15 protein-coding genes are annotated in these 16,013 nt (G+C 73.1%); 6 read left to right on the top strand and 9 right to left on the bottom strand.

The features are described 5' to 3' along the window. Window positions 1–6: 6 nt before the first annotated feature. A complete protein-coding gene (locus tag KME66_RS11370; protein WP_073228869.1) occupies window positions 7–645 on the top strand; it encodes a PH domain-containing protein in 639 nt (212 codons plus the stop codon). A gap of 99 nt (window positions 646–744) precedes the next feature. On the opposite strand, the gene KME66_RS11365 is transcribed toward KME66_RS11370, so the two are convergent. From KME66_RS11365 to KME66_RS11355, 3 genes are all read right to left on the bottom strand, one after another. Next, window positions 745–2,385, bottom strand: a complete 1,641-nt coding sequence (locus tag KME66_RS11365; protein ID WP_216321597.1) for a phospho-sugar mutase — start codon at window positions 2,383–2,385, stop codon at window positions 745–747. Between the two features lie 173 nt (window positions 2,386–2,558). Beyond that, on the bottom strand, window positions 2,559–3,383 hold the full coding sequence (locus tag KME66_RS11360; RefSeq protein WP_073228861.1) for a purine-nucleoside phosphorylase: 825 nt from the start codon (window positions 3,381–3,383) through the stop codon (window positions 2,559–2,561). A 116-nt stretch (window positions 3,384–3,499) separates the two neighbouring features. After that, window positions 3,500–3,937, bottom strand: coding sequence for a gamma-glutamylcyclotransferase (locus tag KME66_RS11355; protein WP_006127099.1), 438 nt, complete (start codon window positions 3,935–3,937; stop codon window positions 3,500–3,502). A gap of 238 nt (window positions 3,938–4,175) precedes the next feature. Between KME66_RS11355 and KME66_RS11350 the strand changes: the two genes are divergently transcribed. Both KME66_RS11350 and KME66_RS11345 read left to right on the top strand, forming a co-directional pair. Beyond that, on the top strand, window positions 4,176–5,615 hold the full coding sequence (locus KME66_RS11350) for an NAD(P)H-quinone dehydrogenase (protein WP_073228858.1): 1,440 nt from the start codon (window positions 4,176–4,178) through the stop codon (window positions 5,613–5,615). A gap of 186 nt (window positions 5,616–5,801) precedes the next feature. After that, window positions 5,802–6,764: a DeoR/GlpR family DNA-binding transcription regulator gene (locus KME66_RS11345; RefSeq protein ID WP_073228853.1), complete on the top strand. Its 963-nt coding sequence runs from the start codon at window positions 5,802–5,804 to the stop codon at window positions 6,762–6,764. Between the two features lie 189 nt (window positions 6,765–6,953). Here the strand turns inward: KME66_RS11345 and KME66_RS11340 are convergent, their stop codons facing one another. Next, window positions 6,954–7,550, bottom strand: a complete 597-nt coding sequence (locus KME66_RS11340; protein WP_073228850.1) for a TetR/AcrR family transcriptional regulator — start codon at window positions 7,548–7,550, stop codon at window positions 6,954–6,956. Window positions 7,551–7,697: 147 nt separating this feature from the next. Further along, window positions 7,698–9,452, bottom strand: coding sequence for a biotin carboxylase N-terminal domain-containing protein (locus KME66_RS11335; protein WP_073228847.1), 1,755 nt, complete (start codon window positions 9,450–9,452; stop codon window positions 7,698–7,700). Window positions 9,453–9,805: 353 nt separating this feature from the next. Between KME66_RS11335 and KME66_RS11330 the strand changes: the two genes are divergently transcribed. Beyond that, window positions 9,806–10,246: a hypothetical protein gene (locus tag KME66_RS11330; protein ID WP_216321595.1), complete on the top strand. Its 441-nt coding sequence runs from the start codon at window positions 9,806–9,808 to the stop codon at window positions 10,244–10,246. A gap of 86 nt (window positions 10,247–10,332) precedes the next feature. On the opposite strand, the gene KME66_RS11325 is transcribed toward KME66_RS11330, so the two are convergent. From KME66_RS11325 to KME66_RS11315, 4 genes are all read right to left on the bottom strand, one after another. Beyond that, window positions 10,333–10,944, bottom strand: coding sequence for a nucleoside triphosphate pyrophosphatase (locus tag KME66_RS11325; RefSeq protein WP_178379153.1), 612 nt, complete (start codon window positions 10,942–10,944; stop codon window positions 10,333–10,335). A gap of 172 nt (window positions 10,945–11,116) precedes the next feature. Further along, a complete protein-coding gene (gene mmpB, locus KME66_RS34400; protein ID WP_006127106.1) occupies window positions 11,117–11,245 on the bottom strand; it encodes a morphogenic membrane protein MmpB in 129 nt (42 codons plus the stop codon). Between the two features lie 76 nt (window positions 11,246–11,321). Continuing rightward, window positions 11,322–11,528 (bottom strand): acyl-CoA carboxylase epsilon subunit, encoded by a 207-nt coding sequence (locus tag KME66_RS11320; RefSeq protein WP_073228840.1) that lies wholly within the window; start codon window positions 11,526–11,528, stop codon window positions 11,322–11,324. Window positions 11,529–11,572: 44 nt separating this feature from the next. Beyond that, window positions 11,573–13,153 (bottom strand): acyl-CoA carboxylase subunit beta, encoded by a 1,581-nt coding sequence (locus KME66_RS11315; RefSeq protein WP_073228837.1) that lies wholly within the window; start codon window positions 13,151–13,153, stop codon window positions 11,573–11,575. 262 nt (window positions 13,154–13,415) lie between these two features. Between KME66_RS11315 and KME66_RS11310 the strand changes: the two genes are divergently transcribed. Further along, a complete protein-coding gene (locus KME66_RS11310) occupies window positions 13,416–14,324 on the top strand; it encodes a biotin--[acetyl-CoA-carboxylase] ligase (protein WP_216321593.1) in 909 nt (302 codons plus the stop codon). Window positions 14,325–14,538: 214 nt separating this feature from the next. After that, the gene (locus KME66_RS11305; RefSeq protein ID WP_073228829.1) at window positions 14,539–15,738 is read left to right on the top strand and encodes an adenylate/guanylate cyclase domain-containing protein; all 1,200 of its coding nucleotides are present in this window, start codon (window positions 14,539–14,541) and stop codon (window positions 15,736–15,738) included. The last annotated feature ends 275 nt before the right edge of the window (window positions 15,739–16,013 follow it).

Here is a 16,013-nt window from a genome sequence, read left to right as displayed (position 1 = left end):
GGCCCCATGACGAGCCCCACACCTCCCGCAGAGCCACCCCACGCCGACCGGACCTACCGTTCCGTGGCCGCGCTGGTCTGCGGGGCGCTGCTGCTCCTGCTGATCGCCTGGATGGCCGGGGACGCCATGATCCGGGGCGAGGGGCGGGCGCCGTGGCTCGCGGCGGCCGCACTGCTCCTGGTGGTGCCGCTGGTCGTGGCGTTCACCCTGCGGCCCGCCGTCTTCGCGAACGACGAGCGCATCCGGGTCCGCAACCCGTTCCGTACGATCCAGCTCCCCTGGACCGAGGTCGCCGACGTCCGCGCCTCGTACTCCTCCGAGCTGCTCGCCCAGGACGGTACGAAGTACCAGCTGTGGGCCATCCCCGTCTCCCTGCGCGCCCGCAAGCGCGCGGCGCGCAGCGCGGCCCGCGCGGCGCACGACGACCCCTACGGCCGGACGTCGGTCAGCGCCGACGTCCGCGACTCCGCCGGGCGCACCGCCTCGGCCGACCAGACCGTCCGCGATCTGCGGGACATCGCCGAGCGGGCCGGTGACACGACGCCCGAGGGCGCGGACCGGGGCTCGGTGCGCTGGGCGTACGAGGTGATCGCCCCGGCCGTCGCGGGGGCGGTCCTGCTGGTGGTCCTGGTGGCCGTGGGCTGAGGCCGGCGCCACCCACGCCGAAAGGGCCGGCACCCCGGGTGGGGTACCGGCCCTTTCGGCGTTCGGTGTGCGCGGCGGGCCCGCGATGCGGCGGGCCCGTCAGATCCCCGCGGCCGCCGCCAGGTCCCGCTTGATCCCGGCGAGCAGCTCGGCCCCCCGGGCCCGCGCGGCGGGCAGCCCGGCCGCGTCCGCCACCGGGACGACGACCTCCAGGTAGCACTTCAGCTTCGGCTCGGTGCCGCTCGGGCGGACGATCACCCGGGCCCCCTCCAGGTGGTAGCGCAGCCCGTCGGTCGGCGGCAGCCGGTCCGTGCCCCGCGACAGGTCCTCGGCCGAGGTGACCGCGAGACCGGCCAGGGCGGTCGGGGGCTGCTCACGGAGCCGGGCCATGGCGTCCGCGATGACCGACAGGTCCTCCACCCGCACCGAGAGCTGGTCGGTGGCGTGCAGGCCGTGGGCGAGCGCCAGGTCGTCCAACAGGTCCAGCAGCGTACGGCCCCGCTCCTTCAGGACGGAGGCGAGCTCGGCGACGAGCAGGGCGGCGGTGATGCCGTCCTTGTCGCGGACGCCCTCGGGGTCGACGCAGTACCCGAGCGCCTCCTCGTAGCCGTACCGCAGGCCGTCCACCCGGGCGATCCACTTGAAGCCCGTCAGCGTCTCCTCGTACCCGAGGCCCGCCTTCTCGGCGATCCGCCCGAGCAGCGACGACGACACGATCGACTCGGCGAACACCCCGCTCGCGCCCCGCTCCACCAGGTGCGCGGCGAGCAGCGCGCCCACCTCGTCGCCGCGGAGCATCCGCCAGCCGCCCTCGACGGAGGGGTCGGGCACGGCGACGGCGCAGCGGTCCGCGTCCGGGTCGTTGGCGATGACCAGGTCCGGGGCCGCCCGGCGCGCGGTGGCGAACGCGAGATCCATCGCGCCGGGCTCTTCCGGGTTGGGGAAGGCGACGGTGGGGAACGCGGGGTCGGGCTCCGCCTGCTCGGCCACCAGCACCGGCTCCGGGAACCCGGCCCGCGCGAACGCGGCGGTCAGGACGGACGTGCCGACGCCGTGCATCGCCGTGTGGACCGTGCGCGCGGTGCGGGGGCTGCCGGCGGCCAGGACCGCGTCCGTCCGCGCGAGGTAGGCCTCCAGGACCTCCTCGCCGAGGGTCTCCCAGCCGTCCTCGGGGCGTACGACGCCCGCCAGCGGGCCGACCGCGGCGATGGCGGCCGCGATCTCGCCGTCGGCGGGCGGCACGATCTGCGAGCCGTCGCCGAGGTAGACCTTGTAGCCGTTGTCGCGCGGTGGGTTGTGGCTGGCGGTGACCTCGACGCCCGCGACGGCGCCCAGGTGCCTTATGGCGTACGCCAGGACGGGGGTGGGGAGCGGGCGGGGCAGCACGGCGGCGCGGAGCCCGGCGCCGGTCATCACGGCGGCGGTGTCGCGTGCGAAGTCCGCCGACTTGTAGCGGGCGTCGTAGCCGATGACGACGAGCCCGCCCTCCCGCCCCTGTGCCTTCAGGTAGGCAGCGAGGCCCGCCGCCGCCCGGATGACCACGGACCGGTTCATCCGCAGGGGGCCGGCGCCGAGCTCGCCGCGCAGTCCGGCGGTGCCGAACTGGAGCGTGCCCGCGAAACGGGCCGCCAGCTCCTGGGTGTCGCCCGCCTCGATCAGCGCGGCCAGCTCCTCGCGCGTCTCGGGGTCGGGGTCCTCGGCCAGCCAGGTCCTGGCCTGCGCGATGAGGTCGTGCTGCACGGGGGTCGCCTTTCGGGGGTGTGCGGGTGGTGGGGCGGTGCGGGCGGGTGGACGCCGGGGCTGCGCCCCGGACTCCGCTCCGCCCGGAGGGGCCGGACGTCCGGCCCGGTTCCCGGGCGCGGGATGGGCTGGACGGGTCGCCGGAGGGCGGGAAGGCGGCCCGGGAAGCCGGGCTAGATGCGCTCCAGCACCCTCGCCAGCAGCGCGCCCATCCGGGTCGCCGAGTCGCGGCCCGCCTGGAGGACCTCCTCGTGGTTGAGGGGCTCTCCGGACAGGCCCGCCGCCAGGTTGGTGACCAGGGAGAGGCCGAGCACCTCGGCGCCCGCCTCGCGGGCCGCGATGGCCTCCAGGACCGTGGACATGCCCACCAGGTCACCGCCCATGACGCGGACCATGTTGATCTCGGCCGGGGTCTCGTAGTGCGGGCCGGGGAACTGGACGTACACGCCCTCTTCGAGGCTGTCGTCGATCTCCTTGCACAGGGCGCGCAGCCGCGGGGAGTACAGGTCGGTCAGGTCGACGAAGTTGGCGCCGATGATCGGGGAGGCGGCCGTCAGGTTGATGTGGTCGCTGATCAGGACCGGCTGCCCCGGGCGCATGCCCTCGCGCAGACCGCCGCAGCCGTTCGTCAGGACGACGGTCTTGCAGCCCGCGGCCACCGCCGTACGGACCCCGTGGGCGACGGCGGCGACGCCCCGGCCCTCGTAGAAGTGCGTGCGGCCGAGGAAGACCAGCGCACGCTTCTCGCCGACCTTGTACGAGCGGACCGTGCCGCCGTGGCCCTCGACGGCGGGCGCCGGGAAGCCGGGCAGCTCGGTCACGGGAAACTCGGCCTCCGGGACGCCGAGTGCCTCGCCCGCGGGCGCCCAGCCGGAGCCCATGACCAGGGCGACGTCATGGGTCTCGGCGCCGGTCAGCTCGCGCAGGCGGGCGGCGGCCCCGGCGGCGGCTGCCTGCGGGTCGCCCTGGATGTTGTCCGGAATAACAGATGCGTTCACGCCGACGAGCGTAACCGCTGAATCCCTACGCGCGTAGATGCACGGGCGCAAAGACGCGCACGAGGTGGTTGTGCTTTTGTACGAAGAGGAGCCGGGCGGGACCGCGTCGGCCCAGGTCAGCAGGGGCGCTTGCGCAGTTCCATCACGTAGTCGTGCGGTGCGCCCGCGGACTCGGCCGCGTCCGCGATCTCGCCGAGATAGCGCGCCGACGGCAGCCCGCCCTCGTACCCGTTGAGCACGTAGATCCAGGCCGGCTCCTCGCCGTCCAGGGTGTGCACGCGGATACGCATGCGGCGGTAGATGTCGAGGCCGACACCCTCCCAGCGGTCCATGGAGTCCTCGTCCATCGGAGCCAGGTCGTACAGCGCGACGAACACCTGGGAGCGCGGCGCCTCCACGACGGTGGCCAGCGCCCCCTCCCAGCCCATCTGCTCCCCGCCGAAGGTCAGCCGCCAGCCGTTGAGCCAGCCGGTGCTGCGCATCGGGGAATGCGGGGCGCGGCGGGTCATCAGCCGCGCGTCGAGGTTGCCGGCGTACGCGGCGTAGAGCGACATGGGTCCGAGGGTACGGGAGGCGGGGGCGGGAGCGGTGGTTCCTGTGACGAAGGCCCCGGTCGGGGGAGTGGCCGGGGCCCGTTCCGGGGGTCCGTTCCCGTATGGAGGGCCCCGGGGCGAAGCACCTTGGCGCGTGCGGGACAATGGAGTACGTACTGCATTCCCCCGGGGCGATCCCCCGGACCCCCGGCCGGGACGGCAGGCGGCCGCGGGTTACCCAACGCGAGGCGGACTTTTCGTGACCCGGATCGTGATCATCGGCGGCGGCCCCGGCGGCTACGAGGCGGCCCTGGTGGGCGCCCAGCTCGGCGCGGAGGTGACCGTCGTCGACTGCGACGGTCTCGGCGGAGCTTCGGTCCTCACCGACTGCGTGCCCTCGAAGACCCTGATCGCGACGGCGGAGGTGATGACCACCTTCGACTCCTCGTACGAGGAACTGGGCATCATCGTCGCCGACGACACCCCGCACATCGAGCAGGCCGCCCGGGTCGTCGGCGTGGACCTCGGCAAGGTCAACCGCCGGGTCAAGCGCCTCGCCCTCGCCCAGTCCCACGACATCACCGCCTCCGTCACCCGGGCCGGCGCCCGCGTGATGCGCGGCCGGGGCCGGCTCGACGGGCTCCAGGCCGCGGACGGCTCCCGGCAGGTCGTCGTCACCGCCGCGGACGGCACCGAGGAGCGGCTGACCGCCGACGCCGTCCTGATAGCGACCGGCGGTCACCCCCGGGAGATCCCGGACGCGCAGCCCGACGGCGAGCGCATCCTGAACTGGACCCAGGTCTACGACCTCGACGAGCTGCCCGAGGAGCTCATCGTCGTCGGTTCCGGTGTCACCGGCGCCGAGTTCGCCGGGGCCTACCAGGCGCTCGGCTCGCGCGTCACCCTCGTCTCCTCCCGTGACCGGGTGCTGCCGGGTGAGGACCCGGACGCCGCCGCGGTCCTGGAGGACGTCTTCCGCCGCCGCGGGATGAACGTCATGGCCCGCTCCCGCGCCCAGTCCGCCAAGCGGGTCGGCGACCGGGTGGAGGTGACCCTCGCCGACGGCCGGGTCATCACCGGTTCGCACTGCCTGATGGCGGTCGGCGCGATTCCGAACACCGCGGGCATGGGGCTGGAGGAGGCCGGCGTACGGCTCAAGGAGTCCGGCCACGTCCTCACCGACCGGGTCTCGCGCACCAGCGCCCCCGGCGTCTACGCGGCCGGCGACGTCACCGGGATCTTCGCGCTGGCCTCGGTCGCCGCGATGCAGGGCCGGATCGCGATGTACCACTTCCTCGGCGACGCGGTCGCCCCGCTGAACCTCAAGGCCGTCTCCGCCAACGTCTTCACCGACCCGGAGATCGCCACCGTCGGCTACAGCCAGGCCGACGTCGACGCGGGCAGGATCGAGGCCCGGGTCGTCAAGCTGCCGCTGCTGCGCAACCCGCGCGCCAAGATGCAGGGCATCCGCGACGGCTTCGTCAAGATCTTCTGCCGCCCCGGTACGGGCATCGTGGTCGGCGGCTGCGTGGTCGCGCCGCGTGCCAGCGAGCTGATCCACCCGATCTCGATCGCGGTCGACAACAACCTGACGGTGGAACAGATCGCCAACGCCTTCACCGTGTACCCGTCCCTGTCCGGATCGATCGCCGAAGTGGCCCGGCAGCTGCACACCCGCAAGCTCACCGGCGAGGGCTGAGGGCCCGGAAAGCCGGGCAACTCACGTCAGAAACCGCCGGATCGGGCGGCGCTGCGACCGCTTCGCGATCACCCCCGAACAACGAAGGGGCCTCCTATACCACTTGGAGGCCCCTTTGAGGTGCAACTTCTGTTATTCGGCGCAAACTGCTGAAAACGCACCGGCGGCCAGGTTACTGTCAGTTTCGTGTTCGCTGCAGAACGTCGTCAATTGATCCTCGAAATGGTGCGCGCCAACGGGGCGGTATCGCTCCGTGAGCTCGCCCGCGTCGTCCAGACCTCCGAAGTGACCGTACGGCGGGACGTGCGGGCACTGGAGGCAGAAGGACTCCTCGACCGCCGGCACGGCGGTGCGGTCTTGCCGGGCGGTTTTACGCGGGAGTCCGGCTTTCCGCAGAAATCCCATCTCGCCACCGCGGAGAAGACCGCCATCGCCGACCTGGCGGCAGGGCTCGTCGGAGAGGGCGAGGCCATCGTGGTCGGCGCCGGGACGACCACGCAGGAGCTGGCCCGCCGGCTCGCGCGGGTCCCCGGCCTGACCGTCGTCACCAACTCCCTCTTGGTGGCCCAGGCGTTGGCCCATGCAAACCGGGTGGAGGTCGTCATGACCGGCGGCACCCTGCGCGGGAGCAACTACGCGCTGGTGGGCAGCGGGGCCGAGCAGTCCCTCCAGGGGCTGCGGGTCTCCCGGGCCTTCCTCTCCGGGAGCGGCCTCACGGCGGAGCGCGGCCTGTCCACCTCCAACATGCTCTCGGCCAGCGTCGACCGGGCTCTCGTGCACGCCGCCGCGGAGGTGGTCGTCCTGGCGGATCACAGCAAGCTCGGCTCGGACACCATGTTCCAGACGGTGCCCACCGAACTGATCACCCGCCTGGTGACCGACGAGCCCCCGCTCCACGACGAGCGGGCCGCCGCCGAGCTCCAGTCCCTGGCCGACCAGGGGGTGGAGGTCACGGTGGCCGGTCCGGATGCCGACGCGCCGGGCGGGGACGGTCCTCCTCCGGGGAGCCGGCCCCGGAGGGACATGCCTCTGCCCGGCCAGCGCCGCACGCAGAGCGGCGGCCTCGCCCCGCAGTTGCGCAGCGCCTCCGCCCTGACGGATGTCGCGGGCGAGCAGCGGGCCCGGGTGGCGGACCTGCGGCGGCGGTAGGGCGCTCGCTCGTCGGGTTGCTCGGGCGTCGGGCGTTCGTCCTCAGGCCTCCCGGGCGTCGGGCGTTCGTCCTTCGGTCTCCCGGGCGCCAGGGGTGCTCGCTGTTCGGCTCCCCGGGCATCGGGCGTTCGCCCTCCGGTCTCCCGGGCGTGGCGAGGAGTGGGGGCCGGGTGCGGCCCCCACGCGCCGCTACTTCAGCCCGCGCAGCGTCAGCCGCAGCAGCCGGTCCGCCAACTCCGGATCGTCCGGCGACTGTTCGGCGGCCAGGGCGATCGCGTTCGTGAGCTGGAGCAGGTCGTCGATGGAGACGTCGTCCCGTACGGACCCGCTCTCCTGGGCCCGTCGCAGCAGCCCGGCGCCCGCTTCCCGGAGCGGCAGATGGCACTGCGCCAGGGCCGAGCTCTCGTCGCGCGAGGCGGACATCAGGGAGTGCGCCAGGCCGCGGTACTCACCCGCATGAGTGACGATCGCGCCCAGCCAGTCCACCAGCGCCCGGCACGGGGCCTGGGCCGCCGCCAGTTCCCGGGAGCGGTCCAGGAGTGAGCACAGGGCGTCCTGGAAGACCGCGTTCATCAGGGCGTCCCGGTTCGGGAAGTGCCGGTAGAGGGTGCCGATGCCCACGCCCGCCCGCCGGGCGATGTCCTCCAGCGAGGCGTCCGTCCCGTGCTCGGCGAAGGACCTGCGCGCCTCGCCCACCAGCCGGTCGTGGTTCCGGCGCGCGTCCGCACGCATCGGCCGGGTCGGCGGCTGCGCCGTGCTCGCGTCCATCGGGATCGCCCCTGCCATGGCTTTCGCCCCTCCCTCTGCCCTCGGGCCCCTCTGACCTCACGGCCCCCTGGGACCCTTCGTCGGTTCCAGGATGCCACTGCGACGAAGGGGCCCGGACCGCGTCGCGACGACGCGGTCCGGGCCCCTCGGGAGCGTTCCGGGCGGTCAGTCCTTGATCTCGCAGATCAGGGCGCCGGACGAGACGGAGGCGCCGATCTCGGCGGCGAGGCCCTTGATGGTGCCGGAGCGGTGCGCGTTGAGCGGCTGCTCCATCTTCATGGCCTCCAGGACGACGACGAGGTCGCCCTCCTTGACCTCCTGGCCCTCCTCCACCGCGATCTTGACGATGGTGCCCTGCATGGGCGAGGCGAGCGAGTCGCCGGAGGCGGCGGAGCCGGCCTTCTTGGCCGCGCGGCGCTTCGGCTTGGCACCGGCCGCCAGGCCCGTACGCGCCAGGCTCATGCCCAGCGAGGACGGCAGCGAGACCTCCAGGCGCTTGCCCCCGACCTCGACGACGACGGTCTCCCGCCCGGCCTCGTCCTCGGCGTCCGCGTCCGCGGGGGCGGCGAAGGGCTTGATGTCGTTGACGAACTCGGTCTCGATCCACCGGGTGTGCACGGTGAACGGGTCCGCGGTGAAGGCGGGGTCGGCGACGACGGCCCGGTGGAACGGGATCGCGGTGGCCATGCCCTCGACCTGGAACTCCGCCAGCGCGCGGGCGGCCCGCTGGAGCGCCTGCTCGCGGGTGGCGCCGGTGATGACCAGCTTGGCGAGCAGGGAGTCCCAGGCCGGGCCGATGACCGAGCCGGACTCCACGCCCGCGTCCAGCCGGACGCCGGGGCCGGTCGGCGGGGCGAACAGCGTCACCGTGCCGGGGGCGGGGAGGAAGCCGCGGCCCGGGTCCTCGCCGTTGATCCGGAACTCGAAGGAGTGACCGCGCACCGCCGGGTCGCCGTAGCCGAGTTCCTCGCCGTCGGCGATGCGGAACATCTCGCGTACGAGGTCGATGCCGGTGACCTCTTCGGTGACCGGGTGCTCGACCTGCAGGCGGGTGTTGACCTCCAGGAAGGAGATCGTGCCGTCGAGGCCGACCAGGAACTCGACCGTGCCGGCGCCGACGTAGCCGGCCTCCTTCAGGATCGCCTTGGAGGCCGCGTACAGCTCGTCGTTCTGCGCCTGGGTCAGGAAGGGGGCCGGGGCCTCCTCCACCAGCTTCTGGTGGCGGCGCTGGAGGGAGCAGTCACGGGTGGAGACGACGACCACGTTGCCGTGCTGGTCGGCCAGGCACTGGGTCTCCACGTGGCGCGGCTTGTCGAGGTAGCGCTCGACGAAGCACTCGCCCCGGCCGAACGCCGCGACCGCCTCGCGGACCGCGGAGTCGTACAGCTCCGGGATCTCCTCCAGGGTGCGGGCCACCTTCAGGCCGCGCCCGCCACCGCCGAAGGCGGCCTTGATCGCGATCGGGAGGCCGTTCTGCTCGGCGAACGCGACGACCTCGTCGGAACCGGAGACCGGGTCCGGGGTGCCCGCGACGAGCGGGGCGCCCGCGCGCTGGGCGATGTGCCGGGCGGCGACCTTGTCGCCGAGGTCGCGGATGGCGGCCGGGGGCGGGCCGATCCAGGTCAGCCCGGCGTCCAGGACGGCCTGGGCGAACTCCGCGTTCTCCGACAGGAATCCGTACCCCGGGTGGATCGCGTCCGCCCCGGAGTCCGCGGCGGCCTGCAGCACCTTGGCCATGTCCAGATAGCTGGCGGCCGGGGTGTCACCGCCCAGGGCGAACGCCTCGTCAGCGGCCCGGACGTGCAGCGCGTCCCGGTCCGGCTCGGCGTAGACCGCGACACTCGCGATCCCCGCGTCCCGGCATGCCCGAGCAACGCGGACAGCGATTTCGCCACGGTTGGCGATGAGCACCTTGCGCACGATGACTCCCTCCTCGAAACAAGCTGAGTTTAGGGACTACCGACACGGCCGTACGACCTGTCCCCAATGGTGAGCTTGCCCACACGGAGTGTGATCCGAGGCTTGCCCCAGTAGTGAAATCCCTTGTGGCACCACGGTACGCCGGGATCGTCAACCGCACAGTAACCAGCCGGTGTGGTCCAGGTCTCTGTCTTGGCAGTCAAGTCCGTACGGCGTTTCTTTGTGGACTCCCTACGAACGGTCGGTGGATTCTTTGCCCGTCGCCCGGGTCCGTCCACCCTCTTGTCCGGAGGAATACCCGCGAGTAGCGTCCGCGCTACGCACGTACCAGAGGTAACAGGGGTGGGACGCTGATGCGCAGACCGGTGGCGATCGTGACCGCGCTCGTGCTGTTCGGGGAGGCGGTGGGCATCGTGCTCATCAACGCCGTCCTGGCCACGGTCGCCGAGAACCAGAACATGTCGCTCGCCGGCATGGACCCGGACGCCATGTCCACCGGGACCTGGGTGATGGGCGGTGTCTCCGGTCTGCTGCTGGTGCTGTGCGGGCTGACAGCTCTGATCGCGGGGATACGCGACCGCGCCCCCGGACGCGTCGGGCGGATCGCCCTGATCGGCTGCGCGGTCGTGCACGGCGTCCTGGGCGCGGTGACCGTCGGCCTGGTCGGCTGGGCCGCCTTCGCGTTCATGATGGTGGTGCTGGCCCTGCTGGTGCTCACCCTGCTGGCGTACGGGCCCGAGACCCGCACCGACGACGCGGCGGACGGCGACACGGCGGCCCCGGCGGCGGTCTGACCCGCTGTGAGGACCGGCCCGAGCCGCCGGGAGGGCAGGCCCGGGTCCGCCGGGCGAGGAGGCCGCCCGGGGCCGGAGGCTCCCCCTCAGGTCCACAGCTCCGTGACCGATACGCCCAGCTCGCCCAGCAGCCGGCGCAGCAGCGGCAGCGAGAGGCCGATGACGTTGCCGTGGTCGCCCTCGATCGAGTCGACGAACGGGGCCGACCTGCCGTCCAGGGTGAACGCCCCCGCCACGTGCAGCGGTTCGCCCGAGGCGACGTAGGCGGCGACCTCGGCGTCACTCGGCTCGCCGAACCGTACGACCGTGGACGCCGTCGCCGACGCCGTGCGGCCCGAGGCGGTGTCGATCACGCTGTGCCCGGTCTGCAGGACGCCCGCCCGGCCGCGCATCGACTTCCAGCGGGCGGTGGCCTCCTCGGCGTCGGCGGGCTTGCCGAGCGCCTCGCCGTCCAGCTCCAGCACCGAGTCGCAGCCGATGACCAGGGCGCCCGCCGCCTCGGGGCGCTCCGCGACCGCCGCCGCCTTCGCCCGTGCGAGGACGAGCGCCAGCTCGGCGGGGGTCGGGGCGCTCAGCGCGTCCTCGTCCACCCCGCTGACGATCACCTCGGGGGCGAAACCGGCCTGGCGCAGCAGACCGAGACGGGCGGGGGAGGCGGAGGCGAGCACGAGACGGCGCTGATCAGTCATGCCCGCCATCGTAGAAGGGCCCCGGCCTCCGGGGCAGCGGGCGCCCGGGAGGTGGAGGGCGCCGGGGCGGGGGCGCGCGGCGGCGGACGCACCGGTGCCGACCGGTGCCGGGGCCGGGATGCCCGGCAGCGGAGGTCCGGGAGGCGGAGGATGCCGGGGCCGGGATGCCGGGCGGCGGATTTCAGCGGATGCCGAGCACGAACATCGCCAGCAGCATCGCCAGCGCCAGCAGCACGCCCGCTCTGCGCATCATCGCCTGGGCGTCGCGCAGTTCCTTCGGCGGCTTGTTCTCGGGATCGGACCACAGCATGGTTCCGATCCTGCTGCGCCGGGCGCCGCCGCGCCTGAGTACGGGTACTCAAGAGGCGATGGCGCCCGGTTCCGGATCAGGCGGGCCAGTACGTCCGGGCCCAGGCCCGGGGGCCCGGCCGCAGCAGGCCGGTGCGGGCGATACGGCCCGGGTCGGACCACTGCTCGGGGGGCAGCGGGGCCCCGGACTGCACGGCGGACGCGGCGGCCGCGCGCGCCTGGACCACCGCCACGGCGGCGGCCAGCTCCTCCGGGGTGGGGTTGCCCCGTACGACCTTGATCATGGGCAGACCTCTCTGTGCGACAGGACGGGCGGACGGGCCGACGGCTACAGCGGGATGTTGCCGTGCTTCTTCGGAGGCAGGGATTCCCGCTTCGTACGGAGCTGACGCAGGCCCTTGACGATGTGGGCCCGGGTGTCGGACGGCATGATCACCGCGTCGACGTAACCGCGCTCGGCCGCCACGTAGGGGTTGAGCAGCGTGTCCTCGTAGTCCGCCATCAGCTCGGCGCGGGTCGCGTCCGGGTCCTCGGCGGCGGCGATGGTCCGGCGGTGCAGGATGTTCACCGCGCCCTGCGCGCCCATGACGGCGACCTGCGCAGTGGGCCAGGCGAGGTTGAGGTCGGCCCCCAGGTGCTTGGAGCCCATCACGTCGTACGCGCCGCCGAAGGCCTTGCGGGTGATGACGGTGATCAGCGGGACCGTCGCCTCCGCGTAGGCGTAGATCAGCTTCGCGCCGCGCCGGATGATGCCGCCGTACTCCTGGTCCACGCCCGGCAGGAAGCCCGGCACGTCCACGAAGGTGATCACGGGGACGTTGAACGCGTCGCAGGTCCGGACGAAGCGGGCCGCCTTCTCGCTCGCGTCGATGTCCAGGCAGCCGGCGAACTGCATCGGCTGGTTGGCGACGATCCCGACCGGGTGGCCCTCGACCCGGCCGAAGCCGGTGATGATGTTCGGCGCGAACAGGGCCTGGGTCTCCAGGAACTCGGCGTCGTCCAGGACGTGCTCGATCGCGGTGTGCATGTCGTACGGCTGGTTCGCCGAGTCCGGGATCAGCGTGTCCAGCTCGCGGTCCTCGTCCGTGACCGTCAGGTCCGCCTCCTCCGGGAAGGCCGGGGCCTCGGAGAGGTTGTTCGAAGGCAGGTAGGACAGCAGGGACTTGACGTACTCGATGGCGTCCTTCTCGTCGCCCGCCATGTGGTGCGCCACCCCGGAGGTGGTGTTGTGCGTACGGGCTCCGCCCAGCTCCTCGAAGCCGACGTCCTCACCGGTGACCGTCTTGATGACGTCGGGTCCGGTGATGAACATGTGCGAGGTCTGGTCGACCATCACCGTGAAGTCGGTGATCGCGGGGGAGTAGACCGCGCCGCCCGCGCACGGGCCGACGATCAGCGAGATCTGCGGGACCACGCCGGAGGCGTGCACGTTGCGGCGGAAGATCTCGGCGAAGAGACCGAGCGCCACGACGCCTTCCTGGATGCGCGCGCCGCCGCCGTCGTTGATGCCGATGACCGGGCAGCCGGTCTTCAGCGCGAAGTCCATGACCTTCACGATCTTCTCGCCGTAGACCTCGCCGAGCGAGCCGCCGAAGATCGTGAAGTCCTGCGAGTACACGCACACCGGGCGGCCGTCGACCGTGCCGTAGCCCGTGACGACCCCGTCCCCGTACGGGCGGTTCTTCTCGATGCCGAAGTTGGTGGAGCGGTGCCGGGCGAACTCGTCGAGTTCCACGAAGGAGCCCTCGTCCAGGAGCAGCTCGACCCGCTCACGGGCCGTCAGCTTGCCCTTGGCGTGCTGCTTCTCGACCGCGCGGGCCGACCCGGCGTGCGTCGCCTCGTCGATGCGGCGCGTCAGGTCCGCGAGCTTGCCGGCGGTGGTGTGGATGTCGCTTTGCGGCTCGGACATCGGGGGAGGCTCCCTGCCTGGTCACGGGGACGACGACCGGATGGTGGTCACGGGGGACGGGCGGTCGTCCGTCCGGCTCTGCGGCTACGGACTCGTAACGCGGATGTATGGATGGTGCTCTGGTGCTCTGGCTGTTGCGCGGTGCTCGGTACGGGATCTGCTCGTGCTGCCGGGTCTCGTCGCTCTGCGGTTACTGCCTCGTAGGGTATCGGCGCGTCTCCGGAAAGGCAGTGCGTCCTTTGCCACACCTAGGCTGGGTTGCATGACACCACCGGATGCGCCACACAACCGCTGGTCGGACCTCGACCGGCCGCCTCTCAACGTGACCGCGCTGCGCCGCGGGCTGCTGCGGCCGGACACGTTGTGGACGTCGCTGGAGGTCGTGGAGTCCACCGGGTCCACCAACACCGACCTCGCCGAGCGGGCCCGTGCCGGGGCGGCGGCCGAGGGCGCGGTGCTGATCGCCGAGGAGCAGACCGCGGGGCGCGGCCGGCTGGAGCGGACCTGGACCGCACCGCCCCGCTCCGGGCTCTTCTTCTCGGTCTACCTGGAGCCCGGCGACATCCCGCCCGAGCGGTGGGGGTGGGTGCCGCTGCTGGCCGGGGTGGCCGCCGCGACCGGTCTCGCCAAGGCCGCCGGTGTCGACATGTCACTGAAGTGGCCCAACGACCTGCTCGTCCAGGTCCCCCGGACCCCCGACCCGGTCGGCCCGGGGGACGGCTCCTCGGGCGAGGAACGCAAGACCGGCGGCATCCTCGGCGAGTTCGCCGGGGGCGGCATCGTGGTGGGCCTCGGCATCAACGTCTCCCTGCGCGCCGACGAGCTGCCCGCCCCCACCGCGGGCTCGCTCGCCCTCGCCGGGGCGGTCTCCACCGACCGCGAGACGCTGCTGCGGGCCGTCCTGCGCTCGTTGGAGCACTGGTACGGCGCATGGAAGGCGGCCGGTGGCGACGCGGCCGCGAGCGGCCTCCAGGCCGCCTACGCGGCGGGCTGCGCGACGCTCGAGCGGACGGTGCGGGCCGAGCTGCCGGGCGGGAGCTCCCTGGTCGGGGACGCGGTCGCGATCGACGGGGACGGCCGGCTGGTCCTCGCCACCGAGGACGGGCTCCGGCAACCGGTGTCGGCCGGGGACATCGTCCACCTGCGCGGCGCGGCGGGCGGCCTGACCTGAGGGGTTTCCGGCCGGCCGGGCCGCCCCGGCGGCCGTACGGGCCGAGAGTGCTCGCGCCGGAGATGTCACGCGCGACGCACCGGGGACGGGCGACCAAGGACGTGAGCCAGAGCACACCTGCCGTATTGTTGAGGCGATCCAGCGACAGATCGCTGTCGGGGCGATCAGCGACAGATCGGCAGGCAGTGCGCAGGGAACGGGCAGGAGGCGGCTGGTGACCGTCGGCGACACGTCGTCCGGCGCGGGTGAGGAGCCCGGGGCGGACTCCTCGGTCCACGCCACACCCCACCACGAGGTCGACCACACGGTGGAACCGACCGACGACCCCCTCGCCATCCGCCTCGAAGCGCTCATCCTGGGGGCCGACCGGCGCTACACGCCGTTCCAGGCGGCCCGCACCGCCGGGGTCTCGATGGACCTGGCCTCCCGGTTCTGGCGGGCCATGGGCTTCGCCGACATCGGCCAGGCCAAGGCCCTCACCGAGGCCGACGTCCTCGCCCTGCGGCGGCTCGCCGGTCTCGTCGAGGCGGGGCTGCTCAGCGAGCCGATGGCGATCCAGGTCGCCCGCTCCACCGGACAGACCACCGCCCGGCTGGCCGAATGGCAGATCGACTCCTTCCTGGAGGGGCTGACCGAGCCGCCCGAGCCCGGCATGACCCGCACCGAGGTCACCTATCCGCTGGTCGAGCTGCTCCTCCCGGAGCTCCAGGAGTTCCTCGTCTACGTCTGGCGCCGCCAGCTGGCGGCCGCCACCGGGCGGGTCGTGCAGGCGGCCGACGACGAGGAGATGGTCGACCGGCGGCTCGCGGTCGGCTTCGCGGACCTGGTCGGCTTCACCCGGCTGACCCGGCGCCTGGAGGAGGAGGAGCTCGGCGAGCTGGTCGAGTCCTTCGAGACGACCGCCGCGGACCTGGTCGCCGCGCACGGCGGCCGGCTCATCAAGACCCTCGGCGACGAGGTCCTCTTCGCCGCCGACGACGCGGGCACGGCCGCCGAGATAGCACTCCGGCTGATCGAGGCGATGTCCCAGGACGAGACGATGCCCGCCCTGCGCGTCGGCATCGCGTTCGGCACCGTCACCACCCGGATGGGCGACGTCTTCGGCACCACCGTGAACCTCGCCAGCCGGCTCACCTCGATAGCTCCGAAGGACGCCGTCCTGGTCGACGGGGCCTTCGCCAAGGAGCTGGTCCGCCACGGCGACGCCCCCGAGTCCGAGGCACAGGCCGCCGAGGCGGTCGCGGCCGCCGCCGAACGGGCCCGGCTCGCGGAGAAGGAGGGCCGCGAGCCCGACGACGAGCCGCCGCTGCCGACGTACCGCTTCGGCCTCCAGCCGATGTGGCAGCGCCCGGTGCGCGGGCTCGGCGTGGTGGAGCCCTGGCTGCTGGCCCGGCGGGGCAGGCCGGGGTCCTGAGTCCGATGGGGCGCAGGAGGCTCCTGAGCCCGGTGGGGCGCAGGAGGTTCCTGGGGCCGGTGGGGCGTGAGGGGATCCTGAGGCCGGTGGCGCAGACCCGACTTCCGGGCCGGCTGGGGCAGGGCCGGTTTCCGGCTCGTTCGCGCCCGCGCCTCCGCTCGTGCCGCCGGTCCGGCGATCTCCCCTGTCCAGGATTCCCGCCGGTGTCTAGGATTCCTGCCGGATAACGCTCGTTAACGGCAGCGGGCGTCGTCGCAGGGCTGTCGTCGACCGAC

Origin of the sequence: Streptomyces sp. YPW6, from assembly GCF_018866325.1 — a bacterium.
In the GTDB taxonomy this organism is placed as follows: domain Bacteria; phylum Actinomycetota; class Actinomycetes; order Streptomycetales; family Streptomycetaceae; genus Streptomyces.
Note: the sequence above shows the minus strand (reverse complement) of the source record. Positions and strands in the feature narration are given on the sequence as shown.